Annotated in this window: 19 protein-coding genes; 4 read left to right on the top strand and 15 right to left on the bottom strand. The window is 46.6% G+C overall.

Annotated features, from left to right (window positions below; translation table 11 throughout):
- The first annotated feature begins 55 nt into the window (after positions 1-55).
- Positions 56-1357, top strand: a complete 1302-nt coding sequence (locus M3221_RS10580; RefSeq protein WP_251271635.1) for a hypothetical protein — start codon at positions 56-58, stop codon at positions 1355-1357.
- Positions 1350-4097, top strand: coding sequence for a DEAD/DEAH box helicase (locus tag M3221_RS10575; RefSeq protein WP_251271634.1), 2748 nt, complete (start codon positions 1350-1352; stop codon positions 4095-4097). The genes M3221_RS10580 and M3221_RS10575 overlap by 8 nt, the downstream gene beginning before the upstream one ends.
- Before the next feature lie 206 nt (positions 4098-4303).
- Here the strand turns inward: M3221_RS10575 and M3221_RS10570 are convergent, their stop codons facing one another.
- Positions 4304-4474 (bottom strand): hypothetical protein, encoded by a 171-nt coding sequence (locus M3221_RS10570; protein WP_251271632.1) that lies wholly within the window; start codon positions 4472-4474, stop codon positions 4304-4306.
- 129 nt (positions 4475-4603) lie between these two features.
- A complete protein-coding gene (locus tag M3221_RS10565) occupies positions 4604-5755 on the bottom strand; it encodes an RNA-guided endonuclease InsQ/TnpB family protein (RefSeq protein ID WP_251271630.1) in 1152 nt (383 codons plus the stop codon).
- A 313-nt stretch (positions 5756-6068) separates the two neighbouring features.
- Between M3221_RS10565 and M3221_RS10560 the strand changes: the two genes are divergently transcribed.
- On the top strand, positions 6069-6488 hold the full coding sequence (locus M3221_RS10560) for a YwpF family protein (RefSeq protein ID WP_251271628.1): 420 nt from the start codon (positions 6069-6071) through the stop codon (positions 6486-6488).
- A 205-nt stretch (positions 6489-6693) separates the two neighbouring features.
- Here M3221_RS10560 and M3221_RS10555 read toward each other — a convergent pair whose 3' ends face one another.
- The 9 genes from M3221_RS10555 to M3221_RS10515 all read right to left on the bottom strand — a co-directional run bounded on the left by M3221_RS10555 (position 6694) and on the right by M3221_RS10515 (position 12585).
- Positions 6694-7044: a hypothetical protein gene (locus M3221_RS10555; protein ID WP_396120269.1), complete on the bottom strand. Its 351-nt coding sequence runs from the start codon at positions 7042-7044 to the stop codon at positions 6694-6696.
- Between the two features lie 198 nt (positions 7045-7242).
- Complete coding sequence (locus M3221_RS10550; RefSeq protein WP_251271625.1) at positions 7243-7575, bottom strand: hypothetical protein; 333 nt, start codon at positions 7573-7575, stop codon at positions 7243-7245.
- A 154-nt stretch (positions 7576-7729) separates the two neighbouring features.
- The gene (fabZ, locus tag M3221_RS10545) at positions 7730-8149 is read right to left on the bottom strand and encodes a 3-hydroxyacyl-ACP dehydratase FabZ (protein WP_050183344.1); all 420 of its coding nucleotides are present in this window, start codon (positions 8147-8149) and stop codon (positions 7730-7732) included.
- A gap of 13 nt (positions 8150-8162) precedes the next feature.
- Positions 8163-8366, bottom strand: coding sequence for a DNA-directed RNA polymerase subunit beta (locus M3221_RS10540; RefSeq protein WP_251271623.1), 204 nt, complete (start codon positions 8364-8366; stop codon positions 8163-8165).
- A 16-nt stretch (positions 8367-8382) separates the two neighbouring features.
- Entirely contained in the window at positions 8383-9171 is a 789-nt protein-coding gene (locus tag M3221_RS10535; RefSeq protein ID WP_251271621.1) for a flagellar hook-basal body protein, read from the bottom strand.
- Positions 9172-9184: 13 nt separating this feature from the next.
- Positions 9185-9985 carry a flagellar hook-basal body protein gene (locus M3221_RS10530; protein ID WP_251271776.1) on the bottom strand — a complete coding sequence of 267 codons (801 nt, stop codon included), beginning with the start codon at positions 9983-9985 and terminating at the stop codon, positions 9185-9187.
- Positions 9986-10126: 141 nt separating this feature from the next.
- Positions 10127-11131 (bottom strand): rod shape-determining protein, encoded by a 1005-nt coding sequence (gene mreB, locus M3221_RS10525; RefSeq protein WP_251271619.1) that lies wholly within the window; start codon positions 11129-11131, stop codon positions 10127-10129.
- Between the two features lie 418 nt (positions 11132-11549).
- Positions 11550-11801: a sporulation transcriptional regulator SpoIIID gene (gene spoIIID / locus M3221_RS10520; protein WP_251271617.1), complete on the bottom strand. Its 252-nt coding sequence runs from the start codon at positions 11799-11801 to the stop codon at positions 11550-11552.
- Positions 11802-11922: 121 nt separating this feature from the next.
- Entirely contained in the window at positions 11923-12585 is a 663-nt protein-coding gene (locus M3221_RS10515; RefSeq protein ID WP_251271615.1) for a M23 family metallopeptidase, read from the bottom strand.
- A 146-nt stretch (positions 12586-12731) separates the two neighbouring features.
- Here M3221_RS10515 and M3221_RS10510 point away from each other — a divergent pair, with 146 nt between their 5' ends.
- The gene (locus M3221_RS10510; protein ID WP_251271613.1) at positions 12732-13166 is read left to right on the top strand and encodes a VanZ family protein; all 435 of its coding nucleotides are present in this window, start codon (positions 12732-12734) and stop codon (positions 13164-13166) included.
- 19 nt (positions 13167-13185) lie between these two features.
- On the opposite strand, the gene spoIID is transcribed toward M3221_RS10510, so the two are convergent.
- The 4 genes from spoIID to M3221_RS10490 form a co-directional block, all read right to left on the bottom strand.
- Positions 13186-14115 (bottom strand): stage II sporulation protein D, encoded by a 930-nt coding sequence (spoIID, locus tag M3221_RS10505; RefSeq protein WP_251271611.1) that lies wholly within the window; start codon positions 14113-14115, stop codon positions 13186-13188.
- 114 nt (positions 14116-14229) lie between these two features.
- Entirely contained in the window at positions 14230-15519 is a 1290-nt protein-coding gene (gene murA / locus M3221_RS10500) for a UDP-N-acetylglucosamine 1-carboxyvinyltransferase (protein ID WP_251271609.1), read from the bottom strand.
- A 307-nt stretch (positions 15520-15826) separates the two neighbouring features.
- Positions 15827-16060, bottom strand: coding sequence for a DUF1146 family protein (locus tag M3221_RS10495; protein ID WP_242232769.1), 234 nt, complete (start codon positions 16058-16060; stop codon positions 15827-15829).
- Between the two features lie 209 nt (positions 16061-16269).
- Complete coding sequence (locus tag M3221_RS10490) at positions 16270-16677, bottom strand: F0F1 ATP synthase subunit epsilon (RefSeq protein ID WP_251271607.1); 408 nt, start codon at positions 16675-16677, stop codon at positions 16270-16272.
- Positions 16678-16695: the final 18 nt, after the last annotated feature.

Below are 16695 nucleotides of genomic sequence, written 5' to 3'. Positions count from 1 at the left end.
ACGGTTTCGTGCTATAATGAAGGAATCTTACAGAATCGAAAGGGTGCCATCTATTTTGACGAAGGCGAAATCGCTGTTTACTGATTCATCTTCTCCAAAGCGGGCAGATTTGCTTTCCATTCCGGGTGTGATGCGGGCTTCCGATTTAAAGCCGGCTCCTTCAAGCGGAACCTCTGCCGGCGAATGGAAGGAATTTGTGCTGTCTGCTTTTCGGACCCGTCTTTCAGCCCAAACAATAAAGGCCGAGCCGTACCAGACAGAGTATGCGGCAAAGGAGCTTTACCAGGCGCTTCTCAAAAAAACACCCTCAGATCGGGAATGGGCTGTTCTTTTTCGTTTGTTTGCGGCGTTTTATTCCTTCTCGGCGCTGGCGGACCAGCTGGACGAAGCGTCCCTCGCACCGGAAGTGGCAGAACGGGCTGCTTATGATGTGCTGTTTTATTTTGTCGATGAAGCCTATGACGCTGCAAAAATGACCGGCAGTGCCCTGCCGTTTGCTTTTGAATCGTATATTGAACAGCTGCGCCAGGATGCAGGGCGCCTGCTCGGTTTTCCTTTTGAACAATTTCCGGCAGCACGGCTTGATATTTACCGCTTATTATGGGAATCCCTTTTTACCAGAACCGAGTGGCGGACAGCAGAGCTTGAGCGAATCGCCCCGGCACCCGGCAGCAGTACGGTACAGCATGCCGCTTTTTTGCATCAGCTGTATCTGCTTGGTGAAATGGAGCAGTTTATCGCCCAATCGGCTTCTGCGCCGGCGGATATTTTTCCCTATTTTCTGCACTGGCTGCAGGCGTCAAAAAGATCCAGCCGTTTTATAGCTGTTCTTCGCGGCGCTGCTTCCCTTGCGCGGGACGGCCTGCTTACGATTGAAAATGAATACAGCCGGCGCTTGTTTGTCCGGCAGCTGATCCGCCTTGTCGAGGAGGATGAGGCGTCTGAGCTTGCCCCCCTTTTAGTAAAGGAGCTGTACACCTCTCTGCTGCCGTTTAGCTATGTGTCGCTCAGCTACTTTTTGATTGGCCGCGGCGACTATGCCGAATGGGTGGACTTACAGCTGCTCATTGATGCCGATATTACAGATCTTGACCGGGCCGGCTTAAAAAGTGTCGTAAAAGAAGCTCCCGAGCTGGCACTTCCTCTTCTTCATCATGGAATTAGAGGTTTTATTGCTGAAAAAAACCGGTCTTCTTATAAAAAAGCCGTCCGGTTTATGAAACGGATGCGCACGATTTATAAAAAACTCAAACAAACGGACGAATTTGACCGCTGGCTGGAATGGATCCTTGGTGAAACAAAGCGGCTGCGGGCGTTTCAGGAAGAATGCAGAAAAGGCGGGCTGTTGGATGATTAATCTTAAAACGGTTCATCTTGTTACACAATTTGAACAAGGCTTTTTTTATTTGTGGGCAATGGATGCGAACGGTGCGCCATTGCCTTTTGATTCTTGGACGCGTCTCCTGTTCGGCGGACACGCGGAAAGCTTTTACGGAACAAAACTGACCATTGCTACACAAGACGGAGAGCCGGCTGTCCGGCTGACGCCGTTTGAATGGGCGTCTCTTTTTAAAGCGGAGCATTTCAACCGGTTTGCCCGCTTTGATTGGGATGAAGCAGGCCATTTCAGCCTCGCATGCGCCCCTGTTCTTTATGAAGCCGTTTTTGACGTGATGCCTTCTTTTCAGGAGGATGGCGTGCAATGGACTGTGCCGGAAGAGGTATACGATGAATTTGCCGAATCGTTTTGGCGGGAACCTATTTATGGTGAAAGCCGCCAGTCGTTTGTAGAGCGGATTTTCCCCGCTCTTGCCTCGGAGGCACATCCTAATATAACAGCGGTAACCGATGCGGTCGGCACCCGGCTGACGATGGATGAACTGAACCGTTATTTTGACGCGGAACGGCTTAAGGAGTACCTGGCCGACGGAGAGCCGGCTGCCTTCGAACCGGGACTGCGATTATCCGAGCCGCAGTCCGATGACGGAAGCTGGACGCTTGAGGCGATCTTACTGCGCAGGAAGCCATCTGAAAAAGTGTATGAGCTGGACAAAAAATTGCCGAAATCAGCAGAACCGTTTTTGGAAGCGGCGCAGGAAGAGCTTGGGCGCTGGCTTCGTCTGTTTCCGGAGCTTGATGATGAGGGCAAATTAAAACGTTTCTTATCCGAGGAAGAAGCGATCACCTTTTTAACTGACCGTGGTGAAAAACTCACCGCCCTCGGTATACCGGTGCTGCTGCCTCCCTGGTGGGAATCTGTGCGCTCGGCGGCTGTTTCCGTTGCCGCAGACGTGCGTGATAGCAATAAGCAGTCCTTTGTCGGCATGAACGCTATTTTGGATTTTGATTTTAAAGTGGCGCTTGGCGGCGCAGAAATGACAGAAGAAGAATTTTTAGCGCTTGCTGAAGCCGGCTCGCGCCTTGTGAAAGCGAACGGCCGCTGGGTTCATCTGGACCCGGATGTGATCCGAAAAATTAAAACACTGATGGAGCGCGCCAAACAGGAAGGCTTAACTGTGGTGGATGTGCTGAATCAGGAATTTGCGGACCCGGATGATGCAGCGCGTGTGCACATTCGCCTTAACCGCTCGCTTCAAGCGATGGTAGACCGGCTTAAAAGCGGTGCGGATATCCCTCTCCTTTCGCCGCCGAAGAAGCTGCACGGAGAATTACGCCCGTATCAGCTGGCTGGTATGAGCTGGCTGCTTTTCCTGAGGGAATGCGGTTTTGGCGCCTGCCTTGCAGATGATATGGGACTCGGGAAAACTGTTCAGCTTATTTCCTATTTGCTGCATGTGGAAAAAAGAGAGCGCCCGGAAACCCCTGCCCTGATTATTTGCCCGACATCTGTTCTTGGCAACTGGCAGCGTGAGCTTGCCGCCTTCTCACCTGATTTATCCGTGATGCTTTACTATGGAAAAGACCGGCCGCGCGGTGAAGCATTTTTAGAAAGCATCGCAAACGCGGACGTTGTCCTGACCACATATGGACTTGTTCACTCTGATTTTGACACGCTCGAAAAAATAGAATGGAATACAGTGGCACTGGATGAAGCGCAAAACATTAAAAATGCCGGCACAAAACAGTCACGTGCTGTTCGGAAGCTGAAAAGCCGCCATGCCATTGCCCTGACCGGCACACCGATGGAAAACCGCTTATCTGAGCTATGGACGATTTTTGACTTTACAAACCGGGGCTGGCTCGGCACTCTGGCACAGTTTCAAAAAACATACATGGCACCGATCGAAAAAGAACATGATGCCGGGCGAGTGGCTGCTTTACAAGCAAAAATCCGGCCGTTTCTGCTGCGGCGGACGAAAACAGATCCGGAAGCGGCACTGGGTCTGCCGGACAAAGTCGAGCAAAAAGAATACTGCCCTCTTTCAAAAGAGCAGGCTGTTTTATATGAGCAGGCTGTTCGTGAAACGATGGATCAAATCGGCCAGCTGACCGCTTTTGAACGCCGGGGCCTGATTCTCCGTCTGCTTAATCAATTAAAACAGCTGTGCAGCCATCCGGCTCTTTACTTAAAAGAAGACGACCCGGAAGATGTGCAGGAACGCGCTTCGAAAATGGAGAAGCTGATGGAGCTTGCCGGTAATATTTATGAACAAGGAGAAGCCTGCTTGATTTTCACGCAGTATATCGGAATGGGGGAAATGATTCAGCGGGAGCTGTCCGGGGCATTTGGCATTCAGGTTCCCTTCTTAAACGGAGCTACGCCAAAGCAGGAGCGGGATAAGCTTGTGATGCAGTTTCAAAACGGAGAATTTCCTTTCTTCCTTCTTTCTTTAAAAGCTGGAGGCACAGGATTAAATTTAACAGCGGCCAATCATGTGATTCATTATGACCGCTGGTGGAATCCGGCCGTTGAAAACCAGGCAACCGACCGGGCTTATCGAATTGGGCAAAGCCGGTTTGTCCACGTTCATAAATTTATCACGACCGGCACCATTGAAGAAAAAATTGACGCCATGATTGAATCAAAGCAGGCGGCAAGCAGCGAAATTATTCAAAGCGGTGCTTTTATTGCCAGCATGACCGATCGGGAGCTTGCGGAATTGTTTACTTTAGATAAAAACCCCGCCCTGCGCTAGAGGAATGGCAGGCGGGGTACGCGGCGGGCGCCGTTATGGGGATATGAAGGGACTGGGGCAGCCAAGAGGGCTGCCCTTTACTTTTGTTGCTGCTGTTCTAATCTTTGGATTCGTTCTCCAATATGTTAAATAATGGATTTTGTTTTGCCTAGCTAAAAAATTACATCTTCGATCACACGTTCAACTTATTCTGTCATGATTCACATCTAAATTAACGGTACAGTTTGAATGACGCCGGGCGATTCACCCGTCTGCATGTCAGCCTGCTTTTTACTGAGAAAACGAATCGTCTGGACAAGCACTTCCGTTACGTGAACCTCTCCAACTAATTGCTGCACAATTTGATGGAGCATCTCTATCAGGGACATTAAAAACATGCTCTGACTTCATTGATTTTCCTGCTTCATCGATATCTGCCCTGTTCTTCCGAACAAGGTCTTACATCATCTCCACAGGCGTTGTTTTATACTGTTCGGGCGGGACCTCGACCTACAGTTGTAAAGAAATTATTTTGCCGGAATGAGCCCTATCTGGGCCAGCCCGGCTTTTTCAATGTTTAAGGCGGCATTATGGTCACGGTCCAGCACAAGACCGCAATCCGGACAGGCATGCGTTCGGACGGAAAGGGATTTTTTTACCCTTTTTCCACAGCCTGAACAATCCTGGGTGGTGAAATGCGGCTTCACTTTGACTAGCTGGCCGCCATTGCGCTCGCATTTGTACGCCAGAAACTGGCGGAACAGTCCCCAGCCTGCATCATGAATTGATTTGGACACTTTCCGGTTTTTCACCAGATTGCGGATGTTCAGATCCTCTACACAAATGACACTGTAGGTATTTGAAAGGCGGAACGCTGTTTTATGCAGGAAATCCTTCCGCTGGTTCGCCACCTTCGTATGAATCTTCTGCAGCCTGGCCGCTTGTTTCTGCCAGTTTGAGGAGCCTTTTTTCTTTCTCGACAGTTTCTTCTGGGCACGCTTGAGCTTTTTCTCCTCCTTACGGAGAAAACCAGGGTGTAGAATTTCTTCGCCGTTCGACAGAACGGCATATTTGTTGATGCCGACATCAACACCGGCTGTTTTAGAGCCTTGATGGACAGCCTGCGGCGGGTCTGCCTGTCTTTCGACACAGAAAATAGCAAACCAGCGCCCATTCTGGCGCTTAATGATCACCTGTTTGACTTTGCCATCCAGTTTCCGGTGGAGGCGGATATCCACTAAGCCCAGTTTAGAAATGAGGAGCTTTCCTCCTTTTCCGAAGGAAACGGCCCGCCGGACGATATGAATTTTTCCTTTCTTATCTTTTTGTTTACTCATGCCAAACTGTGTGAATGTAATCGAATGGTAGTCTTTATGTTTTTTCACCTTAGGGTAGCAGGCTTCTTTTTTAAAGAATTGATCAAACGCTTTTCCCAGCCTGTCCAGTGTTTCCTGAAGGGGCTGAGAAGGCATTTTTTTGAGACATGGATGGTGTTTCTTAGATCGGGTTAACAGGGCACTAAGCTCAGATTTAGTCAGGTTTTTCTTGTTTTTTTGATAGGCCCTTTGTTTATCGAGAAGAGCGGAATTATACTGCTGGCGGCAGAGGTCAACCCATGAGTGAAGGGTACTTTTTTGTTCCTCATTCGGAAAAATTTCGAAGCGGTAATTCAGCATCATCTCAATCCACCTCCAATATTTAACAAATAAATTATATCAAAAAGGAAACATATGTTTCAACTACTAAGCAGCAAATACAAAAAAATCAGCCAGAAGACCCCACTAATTTGGGCTGGCTTTAGCATAAAGGAAAAACATGGGTTTACACAAAGTTCATTTCCTTTATGTTCTTCCCATTTTTGGTTTAATTATGGGAAATATTTTTCTTTCCTGTTTGATGGAAGCGATCCCTTTTGGTCAAAAAATGATTTTTCGTTTAATTCTTGTTATACTTTCTTTAATAAATCGCTTTCTTGAGAGGAGCGTGAACGACTTGAAAACCTTTAAAGTGGCAGCCTTTTTTTTCGAAAAAAAGGGAGAGATGACTCCAGTCCCGCTTCAGGACGGCCTCATTATTAACCGTGAAGATGAACAGCGCTCATGGCTGATTGAGCTCTTTTTACAAGAAGAAGATGTACAGCTGGTCCGTACTTTCGAACAGGATGAGCAGCTGACGGCACGTGTCGCCATTTCACATCGCGGCAATGACCCGGCGATGTTTACCGTATCGATCCGTTCCTTCGAGCTTTTGGAGAACGGTACAAGTATTTTATTTGATGCACAGCTGCGCCAGATGCGAAACGAATATGCCAAGCAGGTTCTTCATTCTCTTGTAAAAGAAGGCCTTTCTGGAGAAAAGCTGCTTGAGGCGTTTACAGAAGCTCTCCACAGCCGCCCTAAAGTAGAGCAATAAAAAAACGCCTCCCTTTAAGGGGAAGCGTTCAATCAATGAATAATATCCGACCGGAGTCCGTCCTGGCCAGTTTGAAGCGTCTGCTGAAGCAGCTGGATAATATAAGAGATATCCTGTTTTGTGTATGACTGCATCGGCAGATTTTCATCATACACCTCGGCATACAGCAGCGAAGCCAGTGCTAAGTCCTGTTCATCGGCCGGACTTAGCCCTTCGGCTTTTTTTTTTCGTATTCATTTAAAAAATCAATATAAAAACGGGCTTCCGCTTTACATGAGAAATCGTAATCGGTTCCAAGCTTTTCCTGCTGTGCATTCAATGTCTCAATTTGCTCGGCTGTTGGTTCTTCCGAGAAAATTTTTGCGACGACTTGATTGATTTTACCAGCCAGCTCTTCATGAAACCGCGGATCGTTTTTCACATCGTCCGGCACATCATGATACCAGGAAGCATGCTTATGAATATAGCTCTGCCATTCCTTCATGAAATCAGCGGGGCTATAAGCTTCTTCCTCCCACATGATATTGGCCATATATTGTTCAAACGCCGTTGTAATAGAACGGGTAATGCTAATTTTAATACCGTGTGATAAACCACTTAAGATGGACATTGCCAATAGGTACCTCCTAGAAATAGCCTCATTGACTTCTTTAGAATAATAACTCTTATACTCTATCATACTTTTGAACCGGTGACAAAATTTTTTGTTCATAAAAGAAGCATCGGAGACCTGGCGCCCGATGCTTTCTTTTGATTATTGGTTGTTGTTATTGTTGTTGTTTCCGTTATCTTCGAGCTCATTCTGACCTTCATCAATGTTCTCTTGCAGATCCTGCTCTCCTTGATCTACACCCTGTTCACCTTGATCTACGCCTTCTTCCAAATCCTGCTCGCCTTCATTCACATCTTCCTCTATATCCTGTTCGCCATCCATCACATCATTTTCATTTTGTGTATCGGTGCCATTATCCTGCTGTTCCTGCTGATCCTCCTGCTGCTCTTCCTCATCCTGGCCGCCGCCGCACCCAGCTAAAATCATTGTCGCAAGCAAAGAACCGCCCACTAATTTAAATAACTTTGCATTCATCTAAAAAAGCCCCTTTCATTTCTGTAGAATTGATCCTCTTACGTGATGTATTGTTTCCCGCAATTGGTCAAAATATCCGTTTTTTTATAAAAGGGGCACAAGTATAAAATAAAAAACGGTACTGCCATATAAAAAATGGCAGCACCGCTTTCTCCTATTCTAGAGCAAACATTAGGTCAGCTTCACAAACAAGCTCGCCGTCTACTGTCGCTGTCGCTTTTGCTTTTCCAATCGAGCCGCGCAGGCGTGTCATCTCCACCTCAAGGCGAAGCTGGTCACCCGGAACAACCTGCCGTTTAAACCGGCAATTGTCGATGCCGGCGAAAAAAGCAAGACGGCCTTTGTTTTCTTCTTTTTTCAACATCGCGACTGCACCTACCTGCGCCAGTGCTTCCACGATTAATACGCCCGGCATAACCGGATAGTCCGGAAAATGACCATTAAAAAATTCTTCATTAGCAGTCACGTTTTTAATGCCGACCGCACGCTTTCCTTCCTCGACCTCAAGAATCCGGTCTACAAGCAGAAACGGATAGCGATGCGGAATTGTTTCTTTAATTTCACGAATATCCATACTAGCACCCACCTTAAAAAAGACTGTTTACGACTACGTCATATAAATTCATCCACGTGTCCCATTTAAATACATCGATCGGGTTTCCACTCCCGATAATACTGTATCCAATCAGCGCACCGATAATGGCGGTCAGGACAATGAAAAACAATGACAAAACAAATCTGCCAAGGGGGGTAAGGCGGGTTTGTTTTGTCCGCTTCAATCCATTTGTCACAATTAATCCTTCCCCTTTATCTGACCCCGTTAATTAAGCCAAGCATTTGATCAGCGATTGAAATCGCCTTTGATTGAAATTGATAAGAGCGCTGGGTAATCATCAGGTCGCTCATTTCTTTTGAAAAGTCAACATTGGACATTTCAAGGGCCCCTGTTTGAATACCCGCCTGCTGGCGCTCAGCCGTACTCAAATTACGCAGAATTTGATTTTCGGCTGTGGCCGGGTTCTCCGGCAGCACAAGCAGATTTTGGGACGCCCGCTCTAAAAATTGCGGCTTGTCTACCTGGACGAGCCCAACCAGGGTCCCTGCCTGGTTTTCCATTTCATTCTCAGGCAGCACAATCGGGTTATCCCGTTCATCAAGCACTGGGTATCCTTCCGATGTGACGAGCATCACATTGCCTCCGCCAGCCGGTGTCACAGAAAACGAGCCGTCTCGTGTGTAATGTACGCGGTTGTTGCCCTGCTCATCCTCTACCAGCACTTTAAAAAACTGATTCGGCTTGGATAGGGCAATATCCAATGTGCGTCCTGTCTGCTGCAGCGTACCCTGCGTTCCAACCATTTGTGCCTGCGCCATCTGGGCACCGACTCCAAGACGGAGGCCAGATGGCGTCAGTCTTCCTGCGTCTTCGCTTTGAGGTTCCATATTATTGGCCTGCTGATGAATCAAATCGGCAAACGTGGCTTCGCTTCGTTTGTATCCTGCTGTATTGATGTTCGCGATGTTATTGCTCGTTACGTCCATCTTTTTTTGAAGCTGTGACATCGTATTCACCGCATTGATCATAGTTCTGTTCATTCTGCGTTCTCCTTTACGTTACGCGCCCGATCTCGTTCGCCGCTTTTTCCATGCTGCGGTCGTAAGCAGTCAGCACCTTCTGGTTTGCTTCAAATGAACGGTAAGCTGTCATCATATCGGTCATCGTTCGAGCTGTATCCGTATTTGAACCTTCTAGGGCCGCCTGCTGAATAGAAAACACGGCATCCTCGCTCTCGAACGCATTTGGAAGAGCTGCTCCGTCAATTCGGTACAGGCCGTCTCCCTCTTTCATTAAATCATTTGGGTTTTCGGCATAGGCAACACCGATTTGTGCTACCCGCTGTCCATTTTCCGTGATTTGGCCTGAGCTGTCTACTTCAAATTGATCAGAAGACAGCTGAATACGGCGTCCTTCTGTATCCTGTACGTAGAAGCCAGAGGCTGTTGTTAAGTATCCTTCCAAATCCAGTGTAAAATTCCCATTTCTTGTATAGCGCGGTTCACCGGCTCCGTTTTGAACGGCAAAGAAAACAGACTCTCCCTGTAAAGCGAGATCTGTTTTCAGCCCTGTTTCCCGAACGTCACCCTGACGGAAATTAGGCATTGTTTCTTGTAAGTAGACGCCAGTATTGAGCGCGCCGATTTGCGGCTCAAGCGGCACATTTAATTTATTTTCGACCGGTATAGATGTTTTATCCATCCGCTTTAAAAGCATTTCCGGAAAAGCTCTTACACTCGTCTGGTCTGCTTTGTAGCCCGGTGTATTCGCATTTGACATGTTGTTCGTTAAAATTTCAGTGCGCCGCTGCTGGGCAATCATGCCTGAGGCAGCAGTGTAAAACCCTTTAAACAACTTTTTCACCTCAATTTTTTTAGCAATAGATGCCGTCTTCATTATACAATGGCACCCCCTGCATTAACAGAAAATAATAAGAAAAATAGACAGTTTGAGGGAAAATAAATAAAGCTGCTTATAAAAAGCAGCTTTATTTGTTCATATTTTTCTTTTTTTGGAAGAAATCCGGTCCATGCTCTCAAGCATAACACCTGTGCCGATGGCTACACAGTCCATTGGGTTCTCGGCCACAAATACCGGTACCTTTAATTCGTCCGCCATTAATTGGTCGATGCCGTGCAAAAGAGCTCCGCCGCCTGTCAGCATCACACCACGGTCGATAATATCAGCAGACAATTCAGGAGGTGTCTGCTCAAGCACATTTTTAGATGCCTGGACAATTTGTGCGACAGATTCACGCAATGCCCCTTCAATTTCTACAGAAGTAATCGTTAAAATCTTCGGCAGTCCCGTCATAATGTCACGCCCACGAATCTCCATTTCTTCATTGCGTGAACCTGGATATACCGTTCCGACGTTGATTTTAATCGCTTCTGCTGTCCGCTCACCAATCAAGAGCTTGTACTGCTTTTTCACATAGTTCATAATGTCAGCGTCAAATGTGTTGCCGGCCACTTTAATCGACTCAGCTGTAACAATCGCACCCAGCGACAAAACCGCTACGTCCGTCGTACCGCCGCCGATGTCAATTACCATGTTTCCGCTCGGCTCAAAAATATCCATGCCGGCGCCAACAGCTGCCACCTTCGGCTCTTCTTCCAGATAAACGGTTTTTCCTCCGCTTTTTTCCGCTGCTTCACGAATGGCTTTTTGCTCTACCGCCGTAATTTGTGTCGGGCAGCAAATTAAAATACGCGGCTTTGATAGAAAGCCTTTTACATTTAGTTTATTAATAAAGTGCCTCAGCATCGATTCGGTTACATCAAAATCGGCAATGACTCCATCGCGAAGCGGACGAATGGCTACGATATTGCCCGGTGTCCGGCCGACCATTTGATAAGCTTCTTCTCCTACTGCAAGCACTTTATTTGTGCTTCGGTCGAGTGCGACAACAGATGGTTCGTTTAGTACAATCCCTTGTCCTTTTACGTGAATCAAAACGTTAGCTGTGCCAAGATCAATTCCAATATCCCTTGATAACATGCTTTATTCCCCCTGAATATGCTTTATCTATGCTTATATGAAAGTAGCTTTTTTGCTCCAAATATCTATTTTACCATATATTTAGGAAAGTATGGACAATGAATATTCGTTTTTAACCATGAAAAAAGGACGCTCTTTTAAAATAGAGACGCCCTTTTTTAGTATTAGGTTTCAACAATCAGAACATTTGAATGTCAGTTCCCAATTTGTGCTGTGTGAGCCCAGACAGGCCAGTTCCACTTTTGCTTCATCTTGACTCCAGCAGCCAGTCTCGAAGTCATAAGTATCATCAGCTGTGCGTCCAAGAATACCGCTCTGCTGATGCTGCTGATGCCAGTCGAGCTTACATGGGCTGCTTTCGCTTTTGCTTCATCTTAGCTTCAGCAGCCAGCGCCCAAAGTCATATTGACATTGAGTGTTAAACAGACCGCTTCCACTTTTGTTTAGTCGCTTCTCCTCCCCGCAGGTGCCGGACAGATTTATGATAGTGCAAAATATGCTCGACACGAGCGGACAGCTCCGGGTTTACATTCGGCAGCCGTTCCGTTAGATCTTTATGGACGGTGCTTTTTGAAATGCCGAATTCCTTTGCAATGTCCCGGACCGTTTTGTTTGTTTCCACGATATATTTCCCGGCCTTCAGCGCTCTTTCTTTGATGTATTCGCGCACGCACACGCCTCCTTCAGCGGAAACGGGATGAGTGGTGTCGAATGGTTCGGCCATAGGTTTCATCGAATGAAAGTAGACCCATTTCTTTTTACTAACAGTATGCGCATTCCCTGGGAAATATTCATTTCCATTCACTGACGGCCTTTCCATAGAGCGCGGATGGATTTATCAGGTCGCCATCTTTGGTCATTTCAAAGTGAACGTGAATACCCGCTGATTCGTTGAGAATGCTGCGTCCGGCCTCGCCAATTTTTTGTCCCTGGCTGACCTTGTCATCTTTTTTCACTTGAATATCCTTGATCGATTGGAATGTGCTGACTGCCCCATTGCCATGGTCAATTTCAATGTAATTCCCAATGAATGCATCTTCCCGTACATCCGTAACCGTTCCGGAAAGCGGTGCGGATACGGCAAAGGTTTTTCCATTTTCAAGCGCATAGTCTACACCCGTACTTTCGTAGTAGGTGTCGTTAAATACAACAAGCGCTTCTTCCTGCTGGGCTGCTTTTGCTTTCGAATCGTAAAAAGCGGTTTTCGCAATCGCTCCTTCTACAACTGGCATGATCATCTGTTCCGTCTCGACAGTGCCATTCACGCTTTCTGCCGGCTGATCAAACACAGCCGCATCCTCTTTCTTTTCAGGCTTCATTACTTCGTAAAACATAAGACTGGAAATCAATAAAATAGCACAAGCAAGATAAATCACAGGCAGTGCCCGCCGCTTCATAAAGAAGTCTTTTAATTTTGGGGGGAGTGTTTTTTTGCCGCCCTCTTTCATAGTCATCACCTCGACAACCATTTTGGACAGGCAGATGTTTTTTTATACACTTATGCCATAAAATTCCCTAAATCGTACGAAAAACGCCACAATCATAAAGGTTCTCACTGCGTTGGAATGGTAAAATCAAAGAGGGAGATGGAGGTGTGGAAGTGAAAAAAGGAATTCGGTTTTTAATGACGGGACTACCTGTTTTATATATGATTGCTATTTGGATCATGTCAGGGCTTCCGCACGATACTATTATGGATTTACCGAATAATAAAGTAGACTTATTTATAAAAGAATCACTTCACCTTGTTGAATTTGCCATTTTGTACGGCCTGATTGTGCTTGCTCTTTTAGCAAATGGAAAGCTGACGCCGCTTACCAGCCTGGCTGCAGCAATGTTTGCTTCTTTTTACGGACTGACTGACGAAATTCATCAAGCATTCGTACCGTACCGGTCAGCTACGCTTATTGATGCAGTCAAAGACGTAACCGGTGTTACGATTGCATTTTTAGCCGTTAATTATTTTTATTTCGAGCGCAAATCACGTATCGGCCGCTGGCTGGCAGGCTTCGGTGAATGGACACGTCCGCAGTAAATGCGGACGTGTTTTTCGTTTATTTTAAGAAAGATTGAACATCTGCTATTTGAGCACCCGGATAATAATGGGCTGTAATATCCTTGTAGTTTTTCCCTTCTTTCGCCATCCCGTTAGCTCCGTATTGGCTCATCCCCACTCCGTGTCCATATCCTTTTGTTTCTACGATCACATCGCTGCCTTTAACCGTCATGTCAAAGTCCGCAGAAGGCAGGCCAAGGGCTTCTCTTATTTCCCGGCCTGTAAATGATTGGCCGTCAATCAAAATGCTGCCGATACGCCCGCCAGTTGTTTTATCTATTACCGTACCGACTTCCCCCGATGAAGGCAGAGACACATCCAGCTTTTCCTCTACTTCTTGTTTGGTCAGAACGAGTTCTTGTTTGAAATTAGGGGCGGATTCATCCCATGGACTCGCGACACTGATTAAATAGGGGGTTGCTGATTGCCAGTATTCTTCAGCATTTTCCGTCTGTCCATTGCCAGAGGAAAAAAACGCAGCTGTAATTGGTTGTCCATCATAAACGAGTACTTCCCCTTCTGTTTCATCTGCAGCCTCTTCAATCTTCGCTTTGTTTTTCTTAAAATCGGCTCCCCACATTTTTTTCTGGTCATCTTCATCTTTAAATACCTGGTCGTCTACTGTATCCGTTACGTCCTGACCTTTCAGCGTTTCCGTTAAAATAAAAGTACGTGCAGCGACAGCCTGGGCTTTTAACGCTTCTTTCTCAAAAGAAGCCGGCATTTCAGCTGCTACTACTCCTGCCACATACTCCTCAAGCGGAACAGATTCAGTTTTTTGCGTGTCAGACCGAATAACCTCTACAGTCGGCTCTTTCTCCTCCTTCTTTGGCGCCGTCTTTTGTCCGTCCGTCAGCCACAGGCCGGCAGCTGGAATCGCAATAGCTGTAACGACGATCAGTAAAAAAGCGAAAAACGGCTTTTTCAACAAATTTCCCTCCTTGCTGTATAAAAAGGGATATGCACGACTATAATGATTATGACCGAACATAAAAAACCGCCTGCATCTGCAGACGGTTTTCATAAAAAAATAAAGATAAATTCAGCTTTTCACCGCGACTGGTGTTTCTGCTGCTTCTGATACGCGCTCGATATCCGCACCAAGTGCCGCAAGCTTGCCATGGAAATTCACGTATCCACGATCAAGATGCTTTAGTTCTGTAACGCGTGTATAGCCGTCAGCCACAAGACCTGCGATAATCAATGCTGCCGCAGCACGTAAGTCTGTTGCCGCTACTTCTGCTCCCTGCAAATCAGACGGACCGTCAATGATAACAGAACGGCCTTCAATTTTTGCATTTGCGTTCATACGGCGGAATTCTTCCACATGCATAAAGCGATTTTCAAAGACTGTTTCGGTAATGACGCCTGTTCCTTCTGCTTTCAGCATAAGAGCCATCATTTGTGATTGCATGTCTGTTGGGAAGCCAGGATGCGGCATCGTTTTAATATCGACCGATTTCATTTTTTCAGGACCGATTACACGAATGCCATTGCTTTCTTCAATGACTTCGATGCCCATCTCACGCATTTTAGCGATCAATGAAGACATATGCTCTGCTACAGCACCTTCAATCAGCACGTTTCCGCCTGTGATGGCTGCCGCTGTCATAAAAGTACCTGCTTCAATACGGTCTGGAATGATGGCGTGGTCTGCACCAGTCAAGACATCAACGCCTTCGATCCGAATGGTTTCTGTACCGGCACCAATTACTTTGCCGCCCATTTTGTTGATTAAGTTTGCAAGATCCACGATTTCCGGCTCTTTCGCCGCGTTCTCAAGGATCGTTGTCCCTTCTGCCAGCGCAGCAGCTGTCATAATGTTTTCAGTTGCGCCAACGCTTGGGAAATCCAAATAGATTTTTGCGCCTTTTAAGCGTCCATCTGTTTCAGCATCGATAAAACCGTTTTCTACCTTAACACGGGCGCCCATTGCTTCAAACCCTTTTAAGTGCTGATCGATGGGACGCGAACCAATGGCACAGCCGCCCGGCAGTGCCACACGTGCTTTCCCATTTCGTGCTAAAAGTGCGCCCATTACTAATACAGAGGCACGCATTTTACGAACGTATTCGAATGGCGCTTCAATAAGAAGTTCTTTTGTCGCATCAACGGTTACGGTATTGTTTTCAAATGTGACTTCGCAATTTAAGTGGCGTAGTACTTCATTAATTGTATATACATCGGATAAAGTAGGTACGTCACGAATGACACACTTTCCTTCTCCTGCAAGCATAGTTGCTGCGATGACCGGCAGCACCGAATTTTTTGCTCCTTCAACTTTGACGGTACCGTTCAATTGACGGCCGCCGCGGACGATAATTTTGTCCAAACTGTTCCCCTCCGCGTCCTTTTCTATTATACATATTCAAATCAGTGGACTGACGTGCCAGTCCTGTCCAATGTCTTTTCGTAACTTCGACAAAACTTCTTAAAGTTTACCATTCAAATTGTTTGTTTAACAAGGGAAATTCCTCACAATTTGTAGAGACTTTGTGAAAAATTTCAAAAGAGGCGCCTTTTTTTGTTTTCCCGCCTAATGAGAGAACAAACCTAAATTGCTTGTTTTTTCACAAATTGTCTTCATCCAATTTAAATGATTTTCCCCAAAAAGGCAAGTATCCTACATATACCCGTGCTTAAAACAGTAAAGGAAGCTGGCGGGCCCACTGCAGATAGTTTAAAAAGAAGCTGCTGACGGCAGATCCGATTGCAATGGAAAGCAGCAAATACAGCATTCTTGCCCTTGCCACCTGGTTTTTGCGAAAAAGCTGGTCAAGCCGGAGCGACTGCAGCGCCCAAAATGACAAGCCGATGCAAAAAAGGCTGAGAAACATACTGAACAGTGCTTCCTGTCCAAATGATTCAATCATATGATTTCTCCTTAATTTAATATATTGTGATTGTATACAAGAGGTGATAGCAGCCTGCAACACGAGTGGTTCACCGTCATTTGAAAGCTGCTGATCTAACGAGGCATGTGCTGCGTAATGCAGGCGCAGCTCAAAAAACCATAACCCTTTTCTTTCCTATAATAAGAAAAAAAGCTGTCACAATCGCCAGGCGACGGACAGCTTTTTTCTTATAAATTGCCTTGAGAAGCATTGATGCGGTTTATCGCACGTCTCAATGCCAATTCGGCACGTTTAAAATCGACGTTATCCTGGTTGTCTTGAAGCCGCTGCTCAGCACGACGCTGGGCTTCTTGTGCACGGGAAAGGTCGATGTTTTCCCCTTTTTCAGCAGCCTGCGCTAATATCGTTACCTGATCCGGACGAACTTCGAGAAAGCCGCCGCTGATAGCGACCAATTCCGATTGCTTGCCGCCTGTTACTAACCGGACTACACCGATTTGTAAGGGAGCGACCATCGGGACGTGGCCGGCCATGATACCGAGGTCACCGCTTTGTGCTCTTGCACTAAGGAGTTCAACCGTTGTATCGAGGACCGGACCGTCAGGAGTGACGATATTGACGTTAAATGTCTTCATAACTTAACCTCCTGATCC

The organism is Domibacillus indicus (assembly GCF_023715895.1).
GTDB classification, from domain to species: domain Bacteria; phylum Bacillota; class Bacilli; order Bacillales; family Domibacillaceae; genus Domibacillus; species Domibacillus indicus_A.
This window is presented reverse-complemented; position numbering and strand designations above follow the sequence as displayed.